The organism is Caballeronia sp. Sq4a, assembly GCF_023170545.1.
Taxonomy (GTDB): domain Bacteria; phylum Pseudomonadota; class Gammaproteobacteria; order Burkholderiales; family Burkholderiaceae; genus Caballeronia.
In genome coordinates this window covers 782,666-799,947 of sequence record NZ_CP084250.1, presented here as the reverse complement: position 1 = coordinate 799,947, position 17,282 = coordinate 782,666, and the positions used below count along the sequence as shown (strand labels likewise).

19 protein-coding genes and 1 tRNA gene are annotated in these 17,282 nt (G+C 65.2%); 14 read left to right on the top strand and 6 right to left on the bottom strand.

Translation table 11 applies throughout. From position 1 onward, the window contains the following. Positions 1 to 22 precede the first annotated feature (22 nt). The 8 genes from ribD (at position 23) to LDZ24_RS03670 (ending at position 6,027) form a co-directional block, all read left to right on the top strand. Positions 23 to 1,144 (top strand): bifunctional diaminohydroxyphosphoribosylaminopyrimidine deaminase/5-amino-6-(5-phosphoribosylamino)uracil reductase RibD, encoded by a 1,122-nt coding sequence (gene ribD / locus LDZ24_RS03705; protein WP_175939798.1) that lies wholly within the window; start codon positions 23 to 25, stop codon positions 1,142 to 1,144. Between the two features lie 29 nt (positions 1,145 to 1,173). After that, positions 1,174 to 1,788: a riboflavin synthase gene (locus LDZ24_RS03700; RefSeq protein WP_248321656.1), complete on the top strand. Its 615-nt coding sequence runs from the start codon at positions 1,174 to 1,176 to the stop codon at positions 1,786 to 1,788. Positions 1,789 to 1,879: 91 nt separating this feature from the next. After that, on the top strand, positions 1,880 to 2,125 hold the full coding sequence (locus LDZ24_RS03695; RefSeq protein WP_248321655.1) for a type II toxin-antitoxin system CcdA family antitoxin: 246 nt from the start codon (positions 1,880 to 1,882) through the stop codon (positions 2,123 to 2,125). Further along, a complete protein-coding gene (locus tag LDZ24_RS03690; protein ID WP_248321654.1) occupies positions 2,125 to 2,439 on the top strand; it encodes a CcdB family protein in 315 nt (104 codons plus the stop codon). The genes LDZ24_RS03695 and LDZ24_RS03690 overlap by 1 nt, the downstream gene beginning before the upstream one ends. Before the next feature lie 224 nt (positions 2,440 to 2,663). Continuing rightward, complete coding sequence (ribBA, locus tag LDZ24_RS03685; RefSeq protein WP_248321653.1) at positions 2,664 to 3,830, top strand: bifunctional 3,4-dihydroxy-2-butanone-4-phosphate synthase/GTP cyclohydrolase II; 1,167 nt, start codon at positions 2,664 to 2,666, stop codon at positions 3,828 to 3,830. A gap of 49 nt (positions 3,831 to 3,879) precedes the next feature. After that, entirely contained in the window at positions 3,880 to 4,389 is a 510-nt protein-coding gene (gene ribH / locus LDZ24_RS03680; RefSeq protein WP_175939795.1) for a 6,7-dimethyl-8-ribityllumazine synthase, read from the top strand. After that, a complete protein-coding gene (gene nusB / locus LDZ24_RS03675; RefSeq protein WP_175939794.1) occupies positions 4,386 to 4,820 on the top strand; it encodes a transcription antitermination factor NusB in 435 nt (144 codons plus the stop codon). Before ribH ends, nusB begins: the two co-directional genes overlap by 4 nt. Positions 4,821 to 4,833: 13 nt before the next feature. Next, on the top strand, positions 4,834 to 6,027 hold the full coding sequence (locus LDZ24_RS03670; protein WP_248321652.1) for a pyridoxal phosphate-dependent aminotransferase: 1,194 nt from the start codon (positions 4,834 to 4,836) through the stop codon (positions 6,025 to 6,027). Positions 6,028 to 6,104: 77 nt separating this feature from the next. Here LDZ24_RS03670 and LDZ24_RS03665 read toward each other — a convergent pair whose 3' ends face one another. Next, complete coding sequence (locus tag LDZ24_RS03665) at positions 6,105 to 7,253, bottom strand: lytic transglycosylase domain-containing protein (protein WP_248321651.1); 1,149 nt, start codon at positions 7,251 to 7,253, stop codon at positions 6,105 to 6,107. A 587-nt stretch (positions 7,254 to 7,840) separates the two neighbouring features. On the opposite strand from LDZ24_RS03665, the gene LDZ24_RS03660 reads away from it, so the two are divergent. The 3 genes from LDZ24_RS03660 to LDZ24_RS03650 are packed head-to-tail and all read left to right on the top strand — an operon-like array spanning position 7,841 to position 11,111. Beyond that, a complete protein-coding gene (locus tag LDZ24_RS03660; protein WP_248321650.1) occupies positions 7,841 to 9,451 on the top strand; it encodes a UbiD family decarboxylase in 1,611 nt (536 codons plus the stop codon). Further along, positions 9,448 to 10,443, top strand: a complete 996-nt coding sequence (locus LDZ24_RS03655; protein WP_248321649.1) for an asparaginase — start codon at positions 9,448 to 9,450, stop codon at positions 10,441 to 10,443. Before LDZ24_RS03660 ends, LDZ24_RS03655 begins: the two co-directional genes overlap by 4 nt. Beyond that, complete coding sequence (locus LDZ24_RS03650) at positions 10,440 to 11,111, top strand: LysE family translocator (RefSeq protein WP_248321648.1); 672 nt, start codon at positions 10,440 to 10,442, stop codon at positions 11,109 to 11,111. The genes LDZ24_RS03655 and LDZ24_RS03650 overlap by 4 nt, the downstream gene beginning before the upstream one ends. A gap of 9 nt (positions 11,112 to 11,120) precedes the next feature. Here LDZ24_RS03650 and LDZ24_RS03645 read toward each other — a convergent pair whose 3' ends face one another. Together LDZ24_RS03645 and LDZ24_RS03640 are read right to left on the bottom strand one after the other, a co-directional pair. Next, positions 11,121 to 12,086: a threo-3-hydroxy-L-aspartate ammonia-lyase gene (locus LDZ24_RS03645; RefSeq protein WP_248321647.1), complete on the bottom strand. Its 966-nt coding sequence runs from the start codon at positions 12,084 to 12,086 to the stop codon at positions 11,121 to 11,123. 129 nt (positions 12,087 to 12,215) lie between these two features. After that, the gene (locus tag LDZ24_RS03640) at positions 12,216 to 12,536 is read right to left on the bottom strand and encodes a hypothetical protein (RefSeq protein WP_248321646.1); all 321 of its coding nucleotides are present in this window, start codon (positions 12,534 to 12,536) and stop codon (positions 12,216 to 12,218) included. A gap of 1,215 nt (positions 12,537 to 13,751) precedes the next feature. On the opposite strand from LDZ24_RS03640, the gene LDZ24_RS03635 reads away from it, so the two are divergent. The 3 genes from LDZ24_RS03635 to trmB all read left to right on the top strand — a co-directional run bounded on the left by LDZ24_RS03635 (position 13,752) and on the right by trmB (position 15,304). Next, positions 13,752 to 14,312 (top strand): YggT family protein, encoded by a 561-nt coding sequence (locus tag LDZ24_RS03635; RefSeq protein ID WP_248321645.1) that lies wholly within the window; start codon positions 13,752 to 13,754, stop codon positions 14,310 to 14,312. Between the two features lie 62 nt (positions 14,313 to 14,374). Beyond that, positions 14,375 to 14,449 (top strand) — tRNA-Gly (locus LDZ24_RS03630). A 105-nt stretch (positions 14,450 to 14,554) separates the two neighbouring features. Continuing rightward, positions 14,555 to 15,304 (top strand): tRNA (guanosine(46)-N7)-methyltransferase TrmB, encoded by a 750-nt coding sequence (gene trmB / locus LDZ24_RS03625; RefSeq protein ID WP_248321644.1) that lies wholly within the window; start codon positions 14,555 to 14,557, stop codon positions 15,302 to 15,304. A gap of 67 nt (positions 15,305 to 15,371) precedes the next feature. Here trmB and LDZ24_RS03620 read toward each other — a convergent pair whose 3' ends face one another. The 3 genes from LDZ24_RS03620 to LDZ24_RS03610 form a co-directional block, all read right to left on the bottom strand. Next, positions 15,372 to 16,205 (bottom strand): undecaprenyl-diphosphate phosphatase, encoded by an 834-nt coding sequence (locus tag LDZ24_RS03620; protein ID WP_248321643.1) that lies wholly within the window; start codon positions 16,203 to 16,205, stop codon positions 15,372 to 15,374. A gap of 61 nt (positions 16,206 to 16,266) precedes the next feature. After that, positions 16,267 to 16,854 (bottom strand): DUF1439 domain-containing protein, encoded by a 588-nt coding sequence (locus LDZ24_RS03615; RefSeq protein WP_248321642.1) that lies wholly within the window; start codon positions 16,852 to 16,854, stop codon positions 16,267 to 16,269. 50 nt (positions 16,855 to 16,904) lie between these two features. Continuing rightward, complete coding sequence (locus LDZ24_RS03610) at positions 16,905 to 17,186, bottom strand: YkgJ family cysteine cluster protein (protein ID WP_248321641.1); 282 nt, start codon at positions 17,184 to 17,186, stop codon at positions 16,905 to 16,907. Positions 17,187 to 17,282: the final 96 nt, after the last annotated feature.

Sequence of the window (17,282 nt, the reverse complement as noted above, 5' to 3'; positions counted from 1 at the left end):
CGTCGCGCAACGGGCCGCCGCGATGTTCTCGCAATCCGATTTCACCTACATGGAGCGCGCGCTCGCGCTCGCCTCGCGCGGCATGTACACGACGACGCCGAATCCGCGCGTCGGCTGCGTGCTCGTCAAAAACGGCGAAGTGATCGGCATGGGCTTCACGCAGCCGGCCGGCCAGGATCACGCCGAAGTGCGCGCGCTGAAAGACGCCCGTTCGCGCGGCAAGGACCCGCGCGGCGCGACCGCGTACGTGACGCTCGAACCGTGCAGCCACTTCGGGCGCACGCCGCCCTGCGCGCACGCGCTGATCGACGCGCGCGTCGAGAAAGTCATCGCCGCGATGGAAGACCCGAACCCGGCCGTGTCCGGCCGCGGCCTCGCGATGCTGCGCGACGCGGGCATCGACGTGCGCTGCGGGCTGCTCGCGAACGAGGCGCACGAAATGAACATCGGCTTCGTCTCGCGCATGACGCGCCGTCGGCCGTGGGTGCGCATGAAAGTGGCGGCGACGCTCGACGGACGCACAGGCCTGCCATCGGGCGAAAGCCAGTGGATCACCGGCGAAGACGCGCGCGCCGACGGTCACGCGTGGCGCGCCCGCGCCTGCGCGATCCTGACCGGCATCGGCACGGTACGCGAGGACGATCCGCAACTCACCGTGCGCGCGGTCGACACGCCGCGCCAGCCGCAGCGCGTTCTGATCGACAGCCGGCTCGACGTGCCGCTGGATGCGCGCATTCTCGACGGCGCGCCGCCGTGGATCTTCCATTCCGCGCACGCCGACGCCCAACGCGCCGAGTTGCTGCGCGATAAGGGCGCGCAATTGATCGAGTTGTCGAACGAGCACGGCAAGGTGGATCTTCCGGCGATGCTCACGGCGCTCGCAGATCGCGGCATCAACGAACTGCACGTCGAGGCGGGGCACAAGCTGAACGGCTCGCTCTTGCGCGAAGGCTGCGTCGACGAACTGCTGGTGTATCTCGCGCCGAGCCTGCTCGGCAGCGCGCCCGGCATGTTCGACTTCGCGCCGCCCGCCACGCTCGATGCGCGGCCGCATCTCAAGTTTCATCGCATCGACCGGCTCGGCGACGATCTGCGCATTCTGGCGCGCTTCGCCGATGCGCACGTCGCCGGTCCCTTGCTCTAAACACGCTTCGATACAAAGGAACGCGCTTCATGTTTACAGGAATCGTCGCGGCGGTAGGCCGCATCGAAAAGGTCACGCCGCTCGGCGCGGAGCCGCAAGCCGGCGTGCGTCTGCGGGTGGCGGCGGGCGGCCTCGATCTCGCGGACGTCGAACTGGGCGACAGCATCGCGATTCAGGGCGCGTGCATGACGGTGATCGAGAAGACGCCGGATGCGTTCGATGTCGACGTCTCGCGCGAAAGCCTGAACAAGACGGTCGGCCTGGGCGATGCGGGGGCGGAGGTCAATCTCGAAAAGGCGCTGCGCGCGCACGACCGGCTGGGCGGGCATCTGGTGTCCGGCCACGTAGACGGGCTCGGCACGGTGTCGCGCTTCGAGCGCGTGGGCGAATCGCATGAATTGCGGATCGTCGCGCCGAAGGACATTGGCAAATATCTGGCGTACAAGGGCTCGGTGACGGTGAACGGCGTGAGTCTGACGGTGAACGCCGTCGAGGATCGCGCGGATGGTTGCGAGTTTTCGATCAACCTGATTCCGCATACGGTCGAAGTGACGACGTTAAAGGCGCTTCACGCGGGCGCGAAGGTGAATCTGGAGATCGATCTGATCGCGCGGTATGTGGAGAGGATGATGTCGGCGGGGTAAGCCGGTACGGCGCATAGCGCGAGGCCCCCCGCGAGGTAACGGCCTCATGTGGGTTACAATGCGCATAAATACCCACATCGAGAGGGCGATCATGCGCCACACGACGACCGACACCATTCCGCGCCGGGCTACCAACATTAGCCTGCCCGAGGACGTCTACAAGGACGCAAAGGAGCTCGGCATCAACTTCTCGCAGACGTGCGAGCGCGCGATACGACAGGCAGTGCAGTTGGAGAAAGATCGCCAGTGGGCGATCAAACATGCGGAGTTCATCCAGGCGTACAACGACATGATCGAGCGCGATGGCTTGCCGCTCGGACAATACCGGACGTTTTGATGGCCCGGTTCGACGTTTTCGCCAATCCAAGTGGACACGCCAGTACGCCTTATATTGTCGAGGTCCAGGGGAATCATCTATCGGGGCTGGCAACGCGCGTGGTCATTCCACTGCGCCGATTAGACCGGATCGCTCCGGTACCGCTTCCGCCCGATCTGATTCCCGTGTTTTCAATCGAGGGAATCGAGTGCATGCTCGATACCCCGACGCTTGCCGCCATTCCGCGCAGCGCGTTGACCAAGCCAGTCAGCTCGCTCGTACATCGACAGGACGAGATCTTGTCGGCGCTAGACCGATTGTTCGGCGGCTGGTGAGCGTCATACGCAAACGTCGCTGAAGCGCGCGCGTTGCCGGACATCGCGCGTTCGTCCGGCGCCGGCGCCTCCCGCGGCCCTGCGCTCTACCCAAGCCGACGCAACGCTCGATCGCGTTGCAAGCAGCACGACACGCCGCCCCGCCCCGCGTTTTCCCGACAACTGTCCATCGGCCGTGGCGTAAAATACAGGCCTTTCCCAAACAGACCTGCCGGGACGCCACCATGTCGATCGCTTCCACTCCAGAAATCATCGCCGAGCTCAAGGCCGGCCGCATGGTGATCCTCGTCGACGAGGAAGATCGCGAGAACGAAGGCGACCTGATCGTCCCCGCCGACTTCATCACGCCCGAAGCGATCAACTTCATGGCGCGCTACGGCCGCGGCCTGATCTGCCTCACGCTCACGCAGGAACGCTGCAAGCTGCTGAACCTGCCGCTCATGACGCAGCGCAACGGCACGCAGTACGGCACGGCGTTCACCGTCAGCATCGAAGCCGCCGAGGGCGTGACCACCGGCATTTCCGCCGCCGACCGTTCGCGCACCATCGCCGCGGCGGTCGCGGCCCATGCGCGCGCCGAGGACATCGTCCAGCCGGGTCACGTGTTCCCGATCATGGCGCAGCCGGGCGGCGTGCTCGTGCGCGCGGGCCACACGGAAGCCGGCTGCGACCTGACCGCGCTCGCGGGCCTCACGCCTGCTGCCGTGATCTGCGAAGTGATCCGCGACGACGGCGAAATGGCGCGTCTGCCGGACCTCATCGAATTCGGCGAGCAGCACGGCATCAAGATCGGCACCATCGCGGACCTGATCCACTATCGCAGCCGCACCGAATCCATCATCGAGAAGGTCAGCGAGCGCACCATGCAGACCGCGCACGGCACGTTCCGCGCGGTGCTGTATCGCGACGAACCGACCGGCTCGCCGCATATCGCGCTCGTGCGCGGCACGCCGTCGCCGGACCGCGAAACGCCCGTGCGCGTGCACGAACCGCTGTCGGTGCTGGATCTGCTCGAAATCGACGCGTCCACGCACTCGTGGACCATCGACGCCGCCATGAAGGAAATCGCCGCGCGCGATCTCGGCGCTATCGTCATGTTGAATTGCGGCGACAGCCGCGAGCATCTGGTCGAAACCTTCCGCGCGCTCGACGAAAGCGACAAAGCGGCGAAGCCGCAGCGCCGCCCGATCGACTTCAAGACCTACGGCATCGGCGCGCAGATTCTGCGCGATCTGGGCGTCGGCAAGATGCAGGTGCTCGCCAATCCGCGGCGCCTCGGCAGCATGTCGGGCTACGGGCTCGAAGTGACCGGCTTCATTCCGATGCCCGGCTGCCCCGCGACGGCGGCGAGCGCCACGGACGGCACAGTGGCGCATCTGCGTTCGGCCTGATTCACGACAGCCGCCGCATCCAACTTATTCCAAACCAACGGATCTCTACATGGAAATCGGACAATACCAGCCGAACCTCGACGGTGACGGCCTGCGCATCGGCATCGTGCAGTCGCGCTTCAACGAACCGGTGTGCAACGGCCTCGCGGATGCCTGCATCGAGGAGCTGGAGCGCCTCGGCGTGATCGGCGAGGACGTGCTGCTCGTGACCGTGCCGGGCGCGCTCGAGATTCCGCTCGCGCTGCAAAAGCTCGCAGAATCCGGCCAGTTCGACGCCCTGATCGCGCTCGGCGCGGTCGTGCGCGGCGAGACGTACCACTTCGAGCTCGTGTCGAACGAAAGCGGCTCGGGCATTTCGCGCATCGCGCTGGATTTCGGCATTCCGGTGGCGAACGCGGTGCTCACGACCGAGAACGACGAACAAGCCGTCGCGCGCATGACCGAAAAGGGCCGCGACGCTGCGCGCGTGGCGGTCGAAATGGCGAATCTGTCGGTCGCGCTGGAACAGCTCGGCGGCGACGAAGAAGATGACGAAGACGAAGACGAGGACCGCGCATGAAGAGCGCACGACGCCGCTCGCGTGAACTCGCGACGCAAGGGCTTTACCAATGGCTGCTGTCGGGTGCGCCCGGCGGCGAGATCGACGCGCAACTGCGCAACGCGCAGGGCTTCGACAAGGCCGACCACGAACATCTGGACGCGATCCTGCACGGTGTCATCAAGGAAGCCGATGCGCTTTCCGCCGAACTGCAACCGTGCCTCGACCGCCCGATCGACCAGCTCTCGCCGGTCGAACGCGCGGTGTTGCTCGTGGCCGCTTTCGAGTTCAAGCATCACATCGACATTCCGTATCGCGTGGTCATCAACGAGGCCGTGGAGCTGACGAAGACCTTCGGCGGCTCGGACGGCTACAAGTACGTGAACGGCGTGCTGGACAAGCTCGCCGTCGCGATGCGCCCTGCCGAAGCGCAGGCGCGCGGGCGCGGCTAACGGGATCGACGGCATGAATACCGCTTCGGAACCGCTCATGCGGCTCGCCTCCCGCGTCGACGCGATCGAGCCGTTCTACGTGATGGAGCTGATGAAGGACGCCCAGGCGCTCGAACGCGCCGGACGCGACATCATCCACATGGGCATCGGCGAGCCGGACTTCACCGCGCCCGCGCCCGTCACGCGTGCCGCCGCCGACGCGCTCACGCGCGGCGTCACGCAGTACACGAACGCGCTCGGCGTCACGGCGTTGCGCGAGGCGATCGCCGCGCATTACCGCAACGCGTTCGGCCTAAGCGTCGATCCCGCGCGCATCGTGGTGACGGCGGGTGCGTCGGCGGCGCTCTTGCTCGCGTGCATGGCGCTCGTCGACAACGGCGACGAAGTGTTGATGCCCGACCCGTGCTATCCGTGCAACCGGCACTTCGTGTCGGCGGCGGACGGCAAGCCGGTGCTGATCGCGAGCGGCCCGGCCGAACGCTTCCAGCTCACCGCCGATCAGGTCGAAGCGCACTGGACGCCCGCGACGCGCGGCGTGCTGCTCGCGTCGCCGTCGAATCCGACGGGAACCTCCATCGAGCCGGACGAACTGCGGCGCATCGTCGGGAAGGTGCGGGAGCGCGGCGGCTTCACCATCGTCGATGAGATCTACCAAGGCCTGAGCTACGACGCAAAGCCCGTGTCGGCGCTCTCCTTCGGCGACGACGTGGTGACGGTCAACAGCTTCTCGAAGTACTTCAACATGACCGGCTGGCGGCTCGGCTGGCTCGTCGTGCCGCACGCGATGGTCGGCGCGGTCGAGAAGCTCTCGCAGAATCTGTTCATCTGCGCCTCGGCGCTGGCGCAGCATGCTGCGCTCGCGTGCTTCGAGCCGGAGACGCTCGCCATCTACGAAGCGCGCCGGCTGGAGTTCAAGCGGCGGCGCGACTACATCGTGCCGGCGCTGCGCTCGCTCGGTTTCGGCGTGCCGGTGGTGCCGGACGGCGCGTTTTACGTCTACGCCGATACGACGAGCGTGCCGCATCCCGCCGCCGGCGACAGCGAAAGGCTCACGCGTTCCATGCTGCACGACGCCGGCGTGGTGCTCGTGCCGGGCGCGGATTTCGGCTTTCACGCGCCGGACCGCTACATCCGGCTCTCGTATGCGACGGCGTATTCGAAGCTGGAAGAAGCGGTGTCGCGGCTCGGAGACTTGTTCAGTCGCTGAGTATTACTCGACGCAAACGAAAAAAGGGCACCCGCTTGAGGTGCCCTTTTCTTTTGTCCGACCGTTCGACTGACCGATCAGGCGCCCAGTTCGGCGGACGCGGCGTGCTTCGACTCGCCGGAATCGCTGTCGTCCTGCGCGTCGGCCTTCTTCGCGCCGTCTATCGTCACGTGGACGCGCTTGGCCGTATCCGCCGAGGCGGACGCCAGCACCTGCTTCGGCGCGGCCTGAACCGGCGCCTGCGGTGCGTTGATCGGCACATTGCGGCCGCGCGCGACATCGCGCAGACGCGCGCGTTCGGCGAGCACCTTGGCGCCGTAGCCGCCGTCGTCCTGCGAGGTCGAGCCGACGTAGTAGCGCAGGCCGCCCGCCACGGAGCCGCCCCGCGCGATGCAATCCTTCAGCACCAGCGCGCCGACCTTGATGTTTGCGAGCGGATCGAGTGCCGCGTGGCTGCCGCCGAAGTACTCGAACTTGTCCGAGTGCACCTTCGACATCACCTGCATCAGCCCTTTCGCGCCGACGCCGCTTTCCGCGTACGGATTGAAACCCGATTCGATGGCCATCACCGACAGCAGCAGCAGCGGATCGAGACCGACTTCGCGGCCGGTGTCGAACGCGGCGCGCACGAGGTCGCTGACCGGCTCCTCCGCCACGCGGTACCGCCGCGCGATGAAGTTGGCGACGAGCTTCTGCTCGCGCGTGGAGACGAGCACGCGGTCGTCGCGCGCATCGGCGACGATGCGCTGCGCCGGAATCGCGCTCGCCAGCAAGCTGACCGAAGGCATCGTGCGCGGATCGAGCCCGTTGGGCGACACCGCGAGACTGATGCCGCCGGTCAGTTGACGGGTGCTCTCGTCGTCCGTGGCGGCGGCGCCGAGCGACGGCACCTGCGCCGCCGGCGCAGCGGTCCGGTCCGGATTCGCGGCGAGGCTGATCGGCGCCGCGTCGGCCGGCTGGCGATGCACGGCCGAGAACGGCGGAAGCGGCTGGCCGGCGAGAAGCCGCGCAGGACCCGCCTGGACCGCGGCGGACACGAACGGCATGATCCGTGCGGCAAAGGTGGTGCGCCAGGACGGCAGGAGCCACAGCGCGAGCGCCGTGACGATGGCCGCGCAACCGACCAGGCTGAAGAGATAGTGACTCATACGGCTTCCACGACGCAGCGCGGTGCGCAAACTTTGCGCGACGCGAGTGTCGGGACGCCACGATAACCAAGCGTTCATCGATGCTCCCAATGTTGCATGATTTAGGCTGATGAATACCAATAAACCGGTGTTCGAAAGCGCAAATCAGACACCGCTCGCTCTTGGCAAGGCGTAAGCGGCATCGGGGAAACGGCATGCGCCGTCTGGAAAGCCGAACCGGCAAAAGCGGCCGGAGTGCGCGGCACGAACAGCATGCCCTTGATGCGCAGATGGCTTCCCACGCGAAAAACCGGCGTTCGATAACGCCGGCCGTGACAACCAACAGCCATGAATCGCCGGGCAGGTGCGGCGCAGGCGACGCATAGCGTCTGAGAAAAGACCTGAGGCTAAGGTAAAAAGTTTCAAAACCTGCAATGGATGCGAAGGGATTCTAGCAGGGTTTAATGATCCGTCAATGCTATACCGTTCCGTTTCAATTACTTACAGTAATAATGAACACCGTTTAGGAGCGCCAGCGCACGTCCCAAAGGCGGTTTCCAGCGGAATTACCTGAATGTCTCCCAGCGCACGGACTGACACGCAGGTAAAATCGACAATCGCCTAGCGCGCAGCCGTCCCGCCCGTCCCGCTCCATGGAGCGGCCTCGAGTCCTCGTCCGACCATCGATGAAATATAAAGATCTGCGCGACTTCACCGCCCGCCTCGAAGCGCTCGGTGAACTGCGCCGCATCCGGCAGCCTGTCTCCCCCGTCCTGGAAATGACCGAACTATCCGACCGCGTGTTGCGCGCGGGCGGCCCGGCGCTGCTTTTCGAAGCGCCGACCGGTCACAGCATGCCGGTGCTCGCGAACCTTTTCGGCACCACGCGCCGCGTGGCGCTCGGCATGGGCATCGAAACGGAGCCACAGACCGGCGCCGATGCGAGCCTCGGCAGCGACACCGCCGCGCTCAGTTCGCTGCGCGATATCGGCAGGCTGCTGTCCGCGCTGAAGGAGCCGGAGCCGCCGCGCGGCCTGAAGGACGCCGGCAAGCTGCTCTCGCTCGCCAAGGCCGTGTGGGACATGGCGCCCAAGTCGGTGAGCGCGCCGCCTTGCCAGGAGATCGTGTGGGAAGGCAACGACGTGGACCTCCCGCGCCTGCCGATCCAGACCTGCTGGCCGGGCGACGCCGGACCGCTGCTGACGTGGGGCCTTACCGTCACGCGCGGGCCGAACAAGACGCGGCAGAACCTCGGCATCTATCGGCAGCAACTCATCGGGCGCAACAAGCTCATCATGCGCTGGCTCGCGCATCGCGGCGGCGCGCTCGATTTCCGCGAGTTCGCGCTCGCGAATCCGGGCAAGCCGTATCCGGTGGCGGTCGTGCTGGGCGCGGACCCGGCCACCATTCTCGGCGCGGTCACGCCGGTTCCCGACACGCTCTCCGAGTATCAGTTCGCGGGCCTTCTGCGCGGTTCGCGCACCGAGCTCGCGAAGTGCCTGACGCCGGGCGTCGATACCTTGCAGGTTCCGGCGCGCGCGGAGATCGTGCTCGAAGGCTTCATCTATCCGCAGGAAAGCGCGGTGCCGCCCGCGCCGGAAGGCGCGCCGCCGCGTCCGTCGACGGGCGCCGCCGCGCGTTACGAGCACGCGCTCGAAGGCCCGTACGGCGATCACACCGGCTATTACAACGAGCAGGAGTGGTTTCCGGTCTTCACCGTCGAGAAAATCACGCTGCGCCGCGACGCCCTATTCCACTCGACCTACACCGGCAAGCCGCCCGACGAACCCGCGGTGCTCGGCGTGGCGCTCAATGAAGTGTTCGTGCCGCTCTTGCAGAAGCAGTTTCCCGAGATCACGGACTTCTATCTGCCGCCCGAAGGGTGCAGCTATCGCATGGCCATCGTGCAGATGAAGAAGAGCTACGCCGGTCACGCCAAGCGCGTGATGCTCGGCGTCTGGAGTTTCCTGCGGCAGTTCATGTATACGAAGTTCATCGTCGTGGTGGATGAAGACGTCAACGTGCGCGACTGGAAGGAAGTGATCTGGGCGATCACCACGCGCGTCGATCCCACGCGCGACACCGTCATGGTCGACAACACGCCGATCGATTATCTCGACTTCGCGTCGCCGGTCGCGGGCCTCGGCTCGAAAATGGGACTCGACGCGACCAACAAGTGGCCGGGCGAGACCAACCGCGAATGGGGCCGCCCGATCACGATGGATGCGGCCGTCAAGCGGCGCGTCGATGCGCTGTGGACCGAAATCGGACTGAACAACGCGGGGAAAAACGCATGATCGCAGCGACCTTGTATCGGGGAAACGCAATCGAGAACACGCACGTCGCGCATGTCGCGGTGGTCGATGCCGCCGGCCGTCTGCTCTATTCGTTCGGCGATCCGCATCGCGTGACGCTGCCGCGCTCGGCCGCGAAGCCGGCGCAGGCGCTTGCTGTCATCGAAACGGGCGCGCTAGAACAGTTCGGCTTCGATGAAGCCGATCTCGCGCTGATGTGCGGCTCGCACAGCAGTGAGCCGCGCCACATCGAACGCGCCCGCGCGATGCTGGCGAAGTCCGGCGCGAGCGAGAGCGATCTGCGTTGCGGCGGCCATCCGCCGATATCGGACGCCGTCTACAAGGACTGGATTCGCCGCGATTTCACGCCGACGCCCGTGTGCAGCAACTGTTCCGGCAAGCACGCCGGCATGTTGGCGGGCGCGCGGGCCATGAACGCGGCGCTCGACGGCTATCACCTGCCGGAGCATCCGCTCCAGGCGCGCGTGAAGCACGCGACGGCGCAGGCAGTCGATCTGCCGTTCGGCGACGTGCTCTGGGCCATCGACGGATGCAATCTGCCGACGCCCGCTTTCCCGCTCGACCGCCTCGCTCGGCTCTACATGAAGATTGCCGGCGCGCCGGACGGCTCGGCGCTCGGGCGCATTTATCGCGCGATGACCTCGCATCCCGAACTCGTCGCGGGCGAAGGACGCTTCTGCACGCGCTTGATGCGGGCGTACGGCGGCGCGCTCGTCGGCAAGACCGGCGCGGACGCGAGCTATGCGATCGGCGTGAAGCGGCCGGAAGGCGCGCTCGGCATTGCGGTGAAGGTCGAGGACGGCAACACGAACGTGCTGCATGCGATCGTCGCGCACGTGCTGGAGTTGCTCGACATCGGCACGCGCGAGCAACGCGCCGCGCTCGACGATTTCCGTCACCCGCCGATGGTGAACACGATGGGCGTGCCGACCGGCCGTCTCGACGTGACGCTCGCGCTCACGGAGCACGCATGACGCATTCGTGGTCGTTGATGTCGGACGGCTTCTTCTTGTCGCTGTCGCTGTGTCTGGATATCGGGATCGCCAACGTCGCGATCATTTCGCTCGCGCTGTCGCACGGGTTCAAGCCGGGCCTCGTGCTCGGCCTCGGGACGTGTTTCGGCGACCTGTTCTACGCCGCGCTCGCGCTGGCGGGCATGTCGGCGCTGCTGCAGTTCTCTGCGGTGCGGTGGGTCGTGTGGATCGGCGGGGCCATCGTGCTGCTGTTTCTCACGTGGAAGATGGCGCGCGAGGCGATGAACCCCGCGTCCGCGCCGCCCGTCGAGGGCGAAGCGGATACGCGCGCGCCGCGCCAGAGCCATCTCAAGAGCTTCCTGCGCGGATGCCTGCTCGCGGTTTCATCGCCGAGCGCGATTCTGTGGTTCGCGGCGGTCGGCGGCGCGCTGATCGCGAAAGCCGGCGCGACGAGCCCGATCAGCGCGTCGGTGTTTCTGCTCGGCTTCTTCTGCGGCGGACTCGGCTGGACGCTCTTCGTCTGCACGCTCGCCGCCCACGGCCGCAAGCGCGCCGGCACGCGCCTCCTGCGCGCGTGCCATGTGATGTCCGCCGTGCTGTTCGCCTATTTCGCGTACAGCGTGATTGTCAACGGCTACCGCGATCTGATCGTGCACGCGGCGTCCTGACGGCCCGCTTCACGCGATGAACTGCGCGAAGCGCGCCAGGTCGACGTTGCCGCCGCTCACGATCACGCCCACGCGCTTGCCTTCCACCGGCACGACCTTCTGAAGCACGGCCGCTGCCGCCAGGCAGCCGGTCGGCTCGACGACCATCTTCATGCGCTCGGCGAAAAAGCGCAGCGTATCGACGAGCTGCGCGTCGCTCACCGTGACGATGCGCTCCACGTGCTTGCGGATGATCGGGAAGTTGTATTCGCCGACGTGTGTGGACGCCGCGCCGTCCGCGATGGTGCGCGGCACCTCGATATGCACGATCTCGCCGCGCGCGAGCGACTGCTGCGCGTCGTTGCCGGCTTCCGGCTCGACGCCGATCACCTTGCACGAAGGCGACAGCGCCGCCGCCGCGAGCGCGCAGCCCGCGATCAGCCCGCCGCCGCCGAGACACACGAAGAGATAATCGAGCGGCCCGGTTTCTTCGATCAACTCCTTCGCGGCCGTGCCCTGCCCCGCGATCACATGCGGATGGTCATACGGCGGAATCAGCGTCATGCCGCGCTCTTCGGCCAGCACGCGGCCGATCTCTTCGCGATTCTGCGTGTAGCGGTCATACGTGATGACTTCGCCGCCGTAGCCGCGCGTCGCCGCGATTTTCGCGGCGGGCGCGTCTTCCGGCATGATGATCGTCGCGCGAATGCCGGCGAGCTGGGCGGACAGCGCGATCGCCTGCGCGTGATTGCCCGACGAATACGTGATGACGCCGGCCGCGCGCTGAGCGCCGTCGAAATGCGAAAGCGCGTTGAACGCGCCGCGGAACTTGAAAGCGCCCATGCGCTGGAAGTTCTCGCACTTGAAAAAGAGCGACGCGCCGGCGATTTCGTCCGCCGTGCGGGACGTGAGAACCGGCGTGCGATGCGCGACGCCGTCTATGCGGCGGGCGGCATCGGCGACGTCATCGAAAGTCGGGGCAGGAAGTGGAAGCATCGGATGTGAAGTGGCGTCGGAAAAACGCCATTCTCGCCAGTTCCGAAGCGAATCGGAATAGCCAGTTTCATCGATGCCAAAGAAAAGCCCCTTGCGGGGCTCGTGCGGTCGATCGCGGAAAACGGATTATTAGTGCCAGTGGCCGCGACCGTAGCCGTAACCGTGACCATACGGATGGCCATAATACCCGTGCCGCCAATAAGGACGGCCGTAATAACTGTATCCGTAGCCGCCCACGACGACTGCCGGCGGCGGCCCATAGACGACAGGCGGAGGCGGCGCGACATAAACCGGCTGCGGCGGAGCGACATAAACCGGCGCGGGCGGCGCCTGATACACCGGATACGCCGGCACGCTGATACCTACCCCGACCGACACATGCGCTTGCGCCAGACTCGCGACACCCAGGCCGAGGGCGCCGGCGACCAACAAACTACCGAGCTTTTTCACTTTGGTTCTCCTCGCCGCTTGAGGCCGACCGGTCCATCCGGTCGCGCGGCTGCGTACTCTGAATTTAGCTAAAAACGCGCGCGGCCGCTCGGGCCATTTGTTGCAAATTGCAAGGTCTGCGACTGGCGCTCGGGCAGGTTGGCGATGCTGTGGGCGAGGAGCAGTCCGAACGGCAAGGTGGAGGGCGCGCTGATGCTTTGTTTGCGTCGAGACAGCGTGCCGCTCGAGTAACGCATCTTTACAAATCAAATTAAAAGCCCCGCCGGACGGGCCGTCCGGCGGGGCTGTGTATTGTGTCTTGACTCCTTTTGAGGCGATCAGCCTACCTTCACATAAGCGAATTCACGCGTGACATTGGGTGGGACATACGCCCCACCGATTACGACACGCGGCGTCAATCGCTTCTTCTGATCCCACCAGCGACGCCTTTGCGCCTGGCTCAAGAAACGCAGATGCTTTCGATAAGAGAAAATGCTCATGCGACCTCCGAACGTAGCGTTTTGAAACGTCGAGGAAAGCAGCCGCTTAAAAGCGACGCGTTTCCGTTAATCACTCTTGTCTTTAGTATTCGCGCCCGGTTCGTTCATCAATGTTCGCAAAAGAACTAAAACACGCTAACCGCGTGCGGTGAACCACATAATCAGCAGAAAACATGCCATCGATTAAACGGCGCAATGCCGAAAGATTCGTAACGGCGTCTGATTCAATCGTTTTCTGTCATCCTATGCTGCCATTTTTGCGTGAAACGCGCTCGGGCAAAACGTCGTGCGGCGGCAACATCAGGGTTTGCGGCAATGCGCGCGAGCATGCGCTATGCTTGCGATCGGCTTTCAGTCGACTGTGAGAGGAAACGCTCGTCGTTGTTCGACAACGCGCCCAAGCCGCCCCGCAGCCATGTTATGGTGACGTCCGGCGCCCCACCGGCATTGACGGTGGGCGGGGAATGCAAGGCGCCTTTCGCTCGCAAGAGAAAGAAATCGCGGCGCTCGCGGGCTCCGGCCCGAGCGCGACGACTTCACATGACATCCAGTCCAGAGAACGAACAATGATCAAGGTCACTCACTACGACTCGCGCGACGCAGCGTGCGCGTTCGCCGCGCCAAGCCAGCCTCAGTCCCGGCGGCCGTCTTAGCGGCTGCCAGCGTCGTCTGTTCCTTCGCTTTTCCCGACCCCGGCGCGGCCTTCTCGCCGCGCACGTTTTCCAGAGGACCCGAGATGTTCGGCGATATCGCCCGTTTTCTGCTCAATACCGTTTTCACTCTGTTCGGCGCGGCGCTGCTCCTGCGCGCGTGGATGCAGGTCGTGCGCATGCCGCCGTACAACCCGGTTTCGAATGCCGTCATGCAGGCGACCAACTGGATCGTGCTGCCGCTGCGCAAGATTCTGCCGGGCGGCAAGATCGACTGGGCCAGCATTGTCGCCGCCTATATCGCGGCGCTCGTCTATGTGACGTTGATGGTCTATCTCGCCGGCGTCGATCCGACGGTCATGCTGCCGATGCTCCTGCTCGTCGCGGCGCTGACGGTCGTCAAGTGGGCGCTGAACCTGATCATCTGGATGACGATTCTGATGGCGCTGCTTTCGTGGCTCAATCCGCAGTCGCCCGCCATGCCGCTGCTCTATCAGATCACCGCGCCGTTTCTCGATCCGCTGCGACGCATCTTGCCGCGCTTAGGCGGCATCGATTTGTCGCCGATCCTGCTTTTCGTGATCGTGCAGGTGTTGCTGATGGTGGTGACGCGCGTCGCGGTCTCGATGACGCTCTTCGGCATCTGAGTGAGGCCGCGCCGCCCGCGATTGCGCGGCGGCGCGCGTTGCGCTTACAATAGTCGGCTCACGCGGGCGTCGTATAATGGCTATTACCGTAGCTTCCCAAGCTACTGACGTGGGTTCGATTCCCATCGCCCGCTCCAGATTCACGAGCAACACATAAGCAGCAAATAAGCGAAAGCCGCCTTCCATACAGCGAGGCGGCTTTTTAGTTTCCGCGCGACGCTTCTTCGCCTTCCGATCCCGCCATGAACGACCAATCCCACGATTCCCACGACGACGACGCGCATGCCGCCGGTGAGCGTACCGAGAGTGCGGCATCGCAGCCGCTGCATCATCGGCGCATTCGCAGTTTCGTGACGCGCGCGGGCCGCGTTTCGCCGGGGCAACAACGCGCGATGGACGAACTGGGTCCGCGCTTTGTCGTCCCGTATGCGCCGGAACTCGCGAACTGGGATGCCCTCTTTGGCCGGCAGGCGCCGCGCGTGTTGGAGATCGGCTTCGGCATGGGCGCGACGACGGCGGAAATCGCGGCCGCGCGCCCCGGCGACGACTTCATCGGCGTGGAAGTGCACGAGCCGGGCGTCGGTGCGCTGTTGAAGCTGATCGGCGAGCAGCAGCTCGGCAACATCCGCATCCTCCAGCACGACGCGGTCGAGGTGCTCGAACGCATGATCGCGCCCGCGAGTCTCGACGGCGTGCACATCTACTTTCCCGATCCGTGGCACAAGGCGCGGCATCACAAGCGCCGGCTCATTCAGCCGAAGTTCGTCTCGCTCTTGAGCTCGCGCGTGAAGCCGGGCGGCTACCTGCATCTCGCGACCGACTGGCAGAACTACGCGGAGCAGATGCTCGACGTGCTTTCGGCGGAACCGACGCTCGAAAATACGGCGGACGGCTACGCGCCACGTCCGGATTACCGGCCGGTGACGAAGTTCGAGCGCCGCGGCTTGCGGCTCGGACACGGCGTCTGGGATTTGCTCTTTCGGCGCAAGTAAGTCGCGCTGAAAATGACGACGCCACGGCTAGCCGTGGCGTTGTCTTTTGTGCGGCAAGCAAGCCGGATCAGTCCGCCCAGCTCAACCCGCCGCTATAGCCGACGATCAGAATCAGCAGCCCGAAGCCGATGCGATACCACGCGAACGCCGTGAAATCGTGCGAGGCGACGTAACGGAGCAGCCAGCGCACGCAGATGAAGGCGCTCACGAACGCCGATACGAGCCCGACGGCAAAGAGCCCGAGGTCGTTCACGGTGAGCGCGCGCCAGTACTTGGCCATTTCGTAGAGCGTCGCGCCGAAGATGATCGGAATGGCGAGGAAGAACGAGAATTCCGTAGCCGCGCGGCGCTCCAGCCCGAACAGCATGCCGCCGATGATCGTCGCGCCCGAACGCGAAGTGCCGGGAATCAGCGCGAGGCATTGCGCGAGGCCGACTTTCAGCGCATCGGCGTACGAGAGGTCATCGACCGAATGCACCCGTGGCGGCGCCCCGCGATCGCGCTGGCGCGCCTCCGCCCACAAAATCACGATCCCGCCGACGATCAGCGCGACCGACACCGGCACCGGCGAGAACAGTACCGACTTGATCTTCTTCTCAAGCAAGAGGCCCAGGACGATGGCCGGAATCGTCGCGATGATGACGTTGATCGCAAACCGCCGCGCGTCCGGACGGCTGCCGAGGCCGCCCACCACCGAGCCGATCTTGACGCGGTATTCCCAGCAGATCGCCAGAATCGCGCCGAACTGAATGACGACATCGAACGTCTTGGCTTGCGCGTCGGTGAAATTGAGCAGACTGCCCGCGACGATCAAGTGCCCCGTGCTCGACACCGGCAGAAACTCCGTCAAGCCCTCCACGACGCCCAGCACGAGCGCCTTCACCATCAGAATCCAGTCCATCCGTCAGCCCTTGTTCGCTTTTTTGCTGCAGGTGTGGAGCACTGCGCGCCGAGATTTCGAATCACTTCTCGACAATCTGAACGCGTATGCCGTTTGTAAGGACTGTGATTGTACCGGGTTCGTAAGACACGCCCGCAAATTGCAGCTCTTCCGGCTTGAAGGTGTAGATCGGATAGCGGTCGAGCAATTGCGCGGCGAGCAGCGCGCCGGCCGCCGCGATTTGTTGGTTGTACTGGGCAGCGTCGCCGGTTAGCTGCGAGTCGTCAACCGTTGGCGAGACGAGCACGACCGAGCGGCTCGCGGCGTCGTAGGCCAGTTGCGTCGACAATGTGAACGCGCCGTTCACCGGGTTCGGCATGAAAGGCGTGGACAGGCGCGCATCCACGCGCACCGTCACGCGGTTGCGGTCCGCCGCCATGCCGACCACAGGATTGCTGAGCACGACATCGAAAATCTGCCGCGCGGTGCGTTCCAGCGGAAACTTGCGCGCGACCGCTTCCTGCACCTGCTTTTGCGAAAATGTGTAGTGATCCGGAATAAACGGAAAGATGGATGCGGCATGCGCCGCCGATGCGAGCGCGAGTGCCGGCCACGCGGCGAGCGCGCCCAGCAGCAACCGGCGCCTGAGCGGCGCGACGGGTCGTGGCATGCGGGAATCTCCTCTACTGGATGTCGTGACGGTGCTTGGACAAACGAAGTTCATTGCGGTTGCGTGTCGATTTCGAGTCGCGTGAGCCACTGAACGGCGTGTTCGCGCGTCTCGCCGCACATCTCGGCGGACGGCTGCAGGCCGCCGCAGCACGCGGGCCGGCCCGGGTCGCCGAAAATCTTGCAGCGAAGGTCTTCGTCTAGCTGGACGCACCGCTCGCCCGCGCGCTTGCCGTTGGGCATGCCGGGAATGGCGCTCGTGATGGACGGCGCGATGCAGCACGCGCCGCATCCTTCGCGGCAGGCATGAGGGGACGAAGACGAAATTGACATGGCGAAAACGAGACAGCGGACGATCCTCCATTCTCCCATGCCAAGCCAAAGCGGCTGCGACGTTATCACGCAAGGCGCGCGCGCACGCGCACGCGT

Excerpts from the sequence above, each read along its gene's own strand:
- ribBA (WP_248321653.1), top strand. The coding sequence starts at position 2,664 with ATGTCGATCGCTTCCACTCCAGAAATCATCGCCGAGCTCAAGGCCGGC.
- LDZ24_RS03610 (WP_248321641.1), bottom strand. The coding sequence starts at position 17,186 with ATGTCAATTTCGTCTTCGTCCCCTCATGCCTGCCGCGAAGGATGCGGC.
- LDZ24_RS03615 (WP_248321642.1), bottom strand. The coding sequence starts at position 16,854 with ATGCCACGACCCGTCGCGCCGCTCAGGCGCCGGTTGCTGCTGGGCGCG.
- ribD (WP_175939798.1), top strand. The coding sequence starts at position 23 with ATGTTCTCGCAATCCGATTTCACCTACATGGAGCGCGCGCTCGCGCTC.
- LDZ24_RS03700 (WP_248321656.1), top strand. The coding sequence starts at position 1,174 with ATGTTTACAGGAATCGTCGCGGCGGTAGGCCGCATCGAAAAGGTCACG.
- LDZ24_RS03635 (WP_248321645.1), top strand. The coding sequence starts at position 13,752 with ATGTTCGGCGATATCGCCCGTTTTCTGCTCAATACCGTTTTCACTCTG.
- nusB (WP_175939794.1), top strand. The coding sequence starts at position 4,386 with ATGAAGAGCGCACGACGCCGCTCGCGTGAACTCGCGACGCAAGGGCTT.
- LDZ24_RS03660 (WP_248321650.1), top strand. The coding sequence starts at position 7,841 with ATGAAATATAAAGATCTGCGCGACTTCACCGCCCGCCTCGAAGCGCTC.
- LDZ24_RS03620 (WP_248321643.1), bottom strand. The coding sequence starts at position 16,205 with ATGGACTGGATTCTGATGGTGAAGGCGCTCGTGCTGGGCGTCGTGGAG.
- LDZ24_RS03670 (WP_248321652.1), top strand. The coding sequence starts at position 4,834 with ATGAATACCGCTTCGGAACCGCTCATGCGGCTCGCCTCCCGCGTCGAC.
- LDZ24_RS03695 (WP_248321655.1), top strand. The coding sequence starts at position 1,880 with ATGCGCCACACGACGACCGACACCATTCCGCGCCGGGCTACCAACATT.
- LDZ24_RS03655 (WP_248321649.1), top strand. The coding sequence starts at position 9,448 with ATGATCGCAGCGACCTTGTATCGGGGAAACGCAATCGAGAACACGCAC.
- trmB (WP_248321644.1), top strand. The coding sequence starts at position 14,555 with ATGAACGACCAATCCCACGATTCCCACGACGACGACGCGCATGCCGCC.
- LDZ24_RS03665 (WP_248321651.1), bottom strand. The coding sequence starts at position 7,253 with ATGAACGCTTGGTTATCGTGGCGTCCCGACACTCGCGTCGCGCAAAGT.
- LDZ24_RS03690 (WP_248321654.1), top strand. The coding sequence starts at position 2,125 with ATGGCCCGGTTCGACGTTTTCGCCAATCCAAGTGGACACGCCAGTACG.
- LDZ24_RS03645 (WP_248321647.1), bottom strand. The coding sequence starts at position 12,086 with ATGCTTCCACTTCCTGCCCCGACTTTCGATGACGTCGCCGATGCCGCC.
- ribH (WP_175939795.1), top strand. The coding sequence starts at position 3,880 with ATGGAAATCGGACAATACCAGCCGAACCTCGACGGTGACGGCCTGCGC.
- LDZ24_RS03650 (WP_248321648.1), top strand. The coding sequence starts at position 10,440 with ATGACGCATTCGTGGTCGTTGATGTCGGACGGCTTCTTCTTGTCGCTG.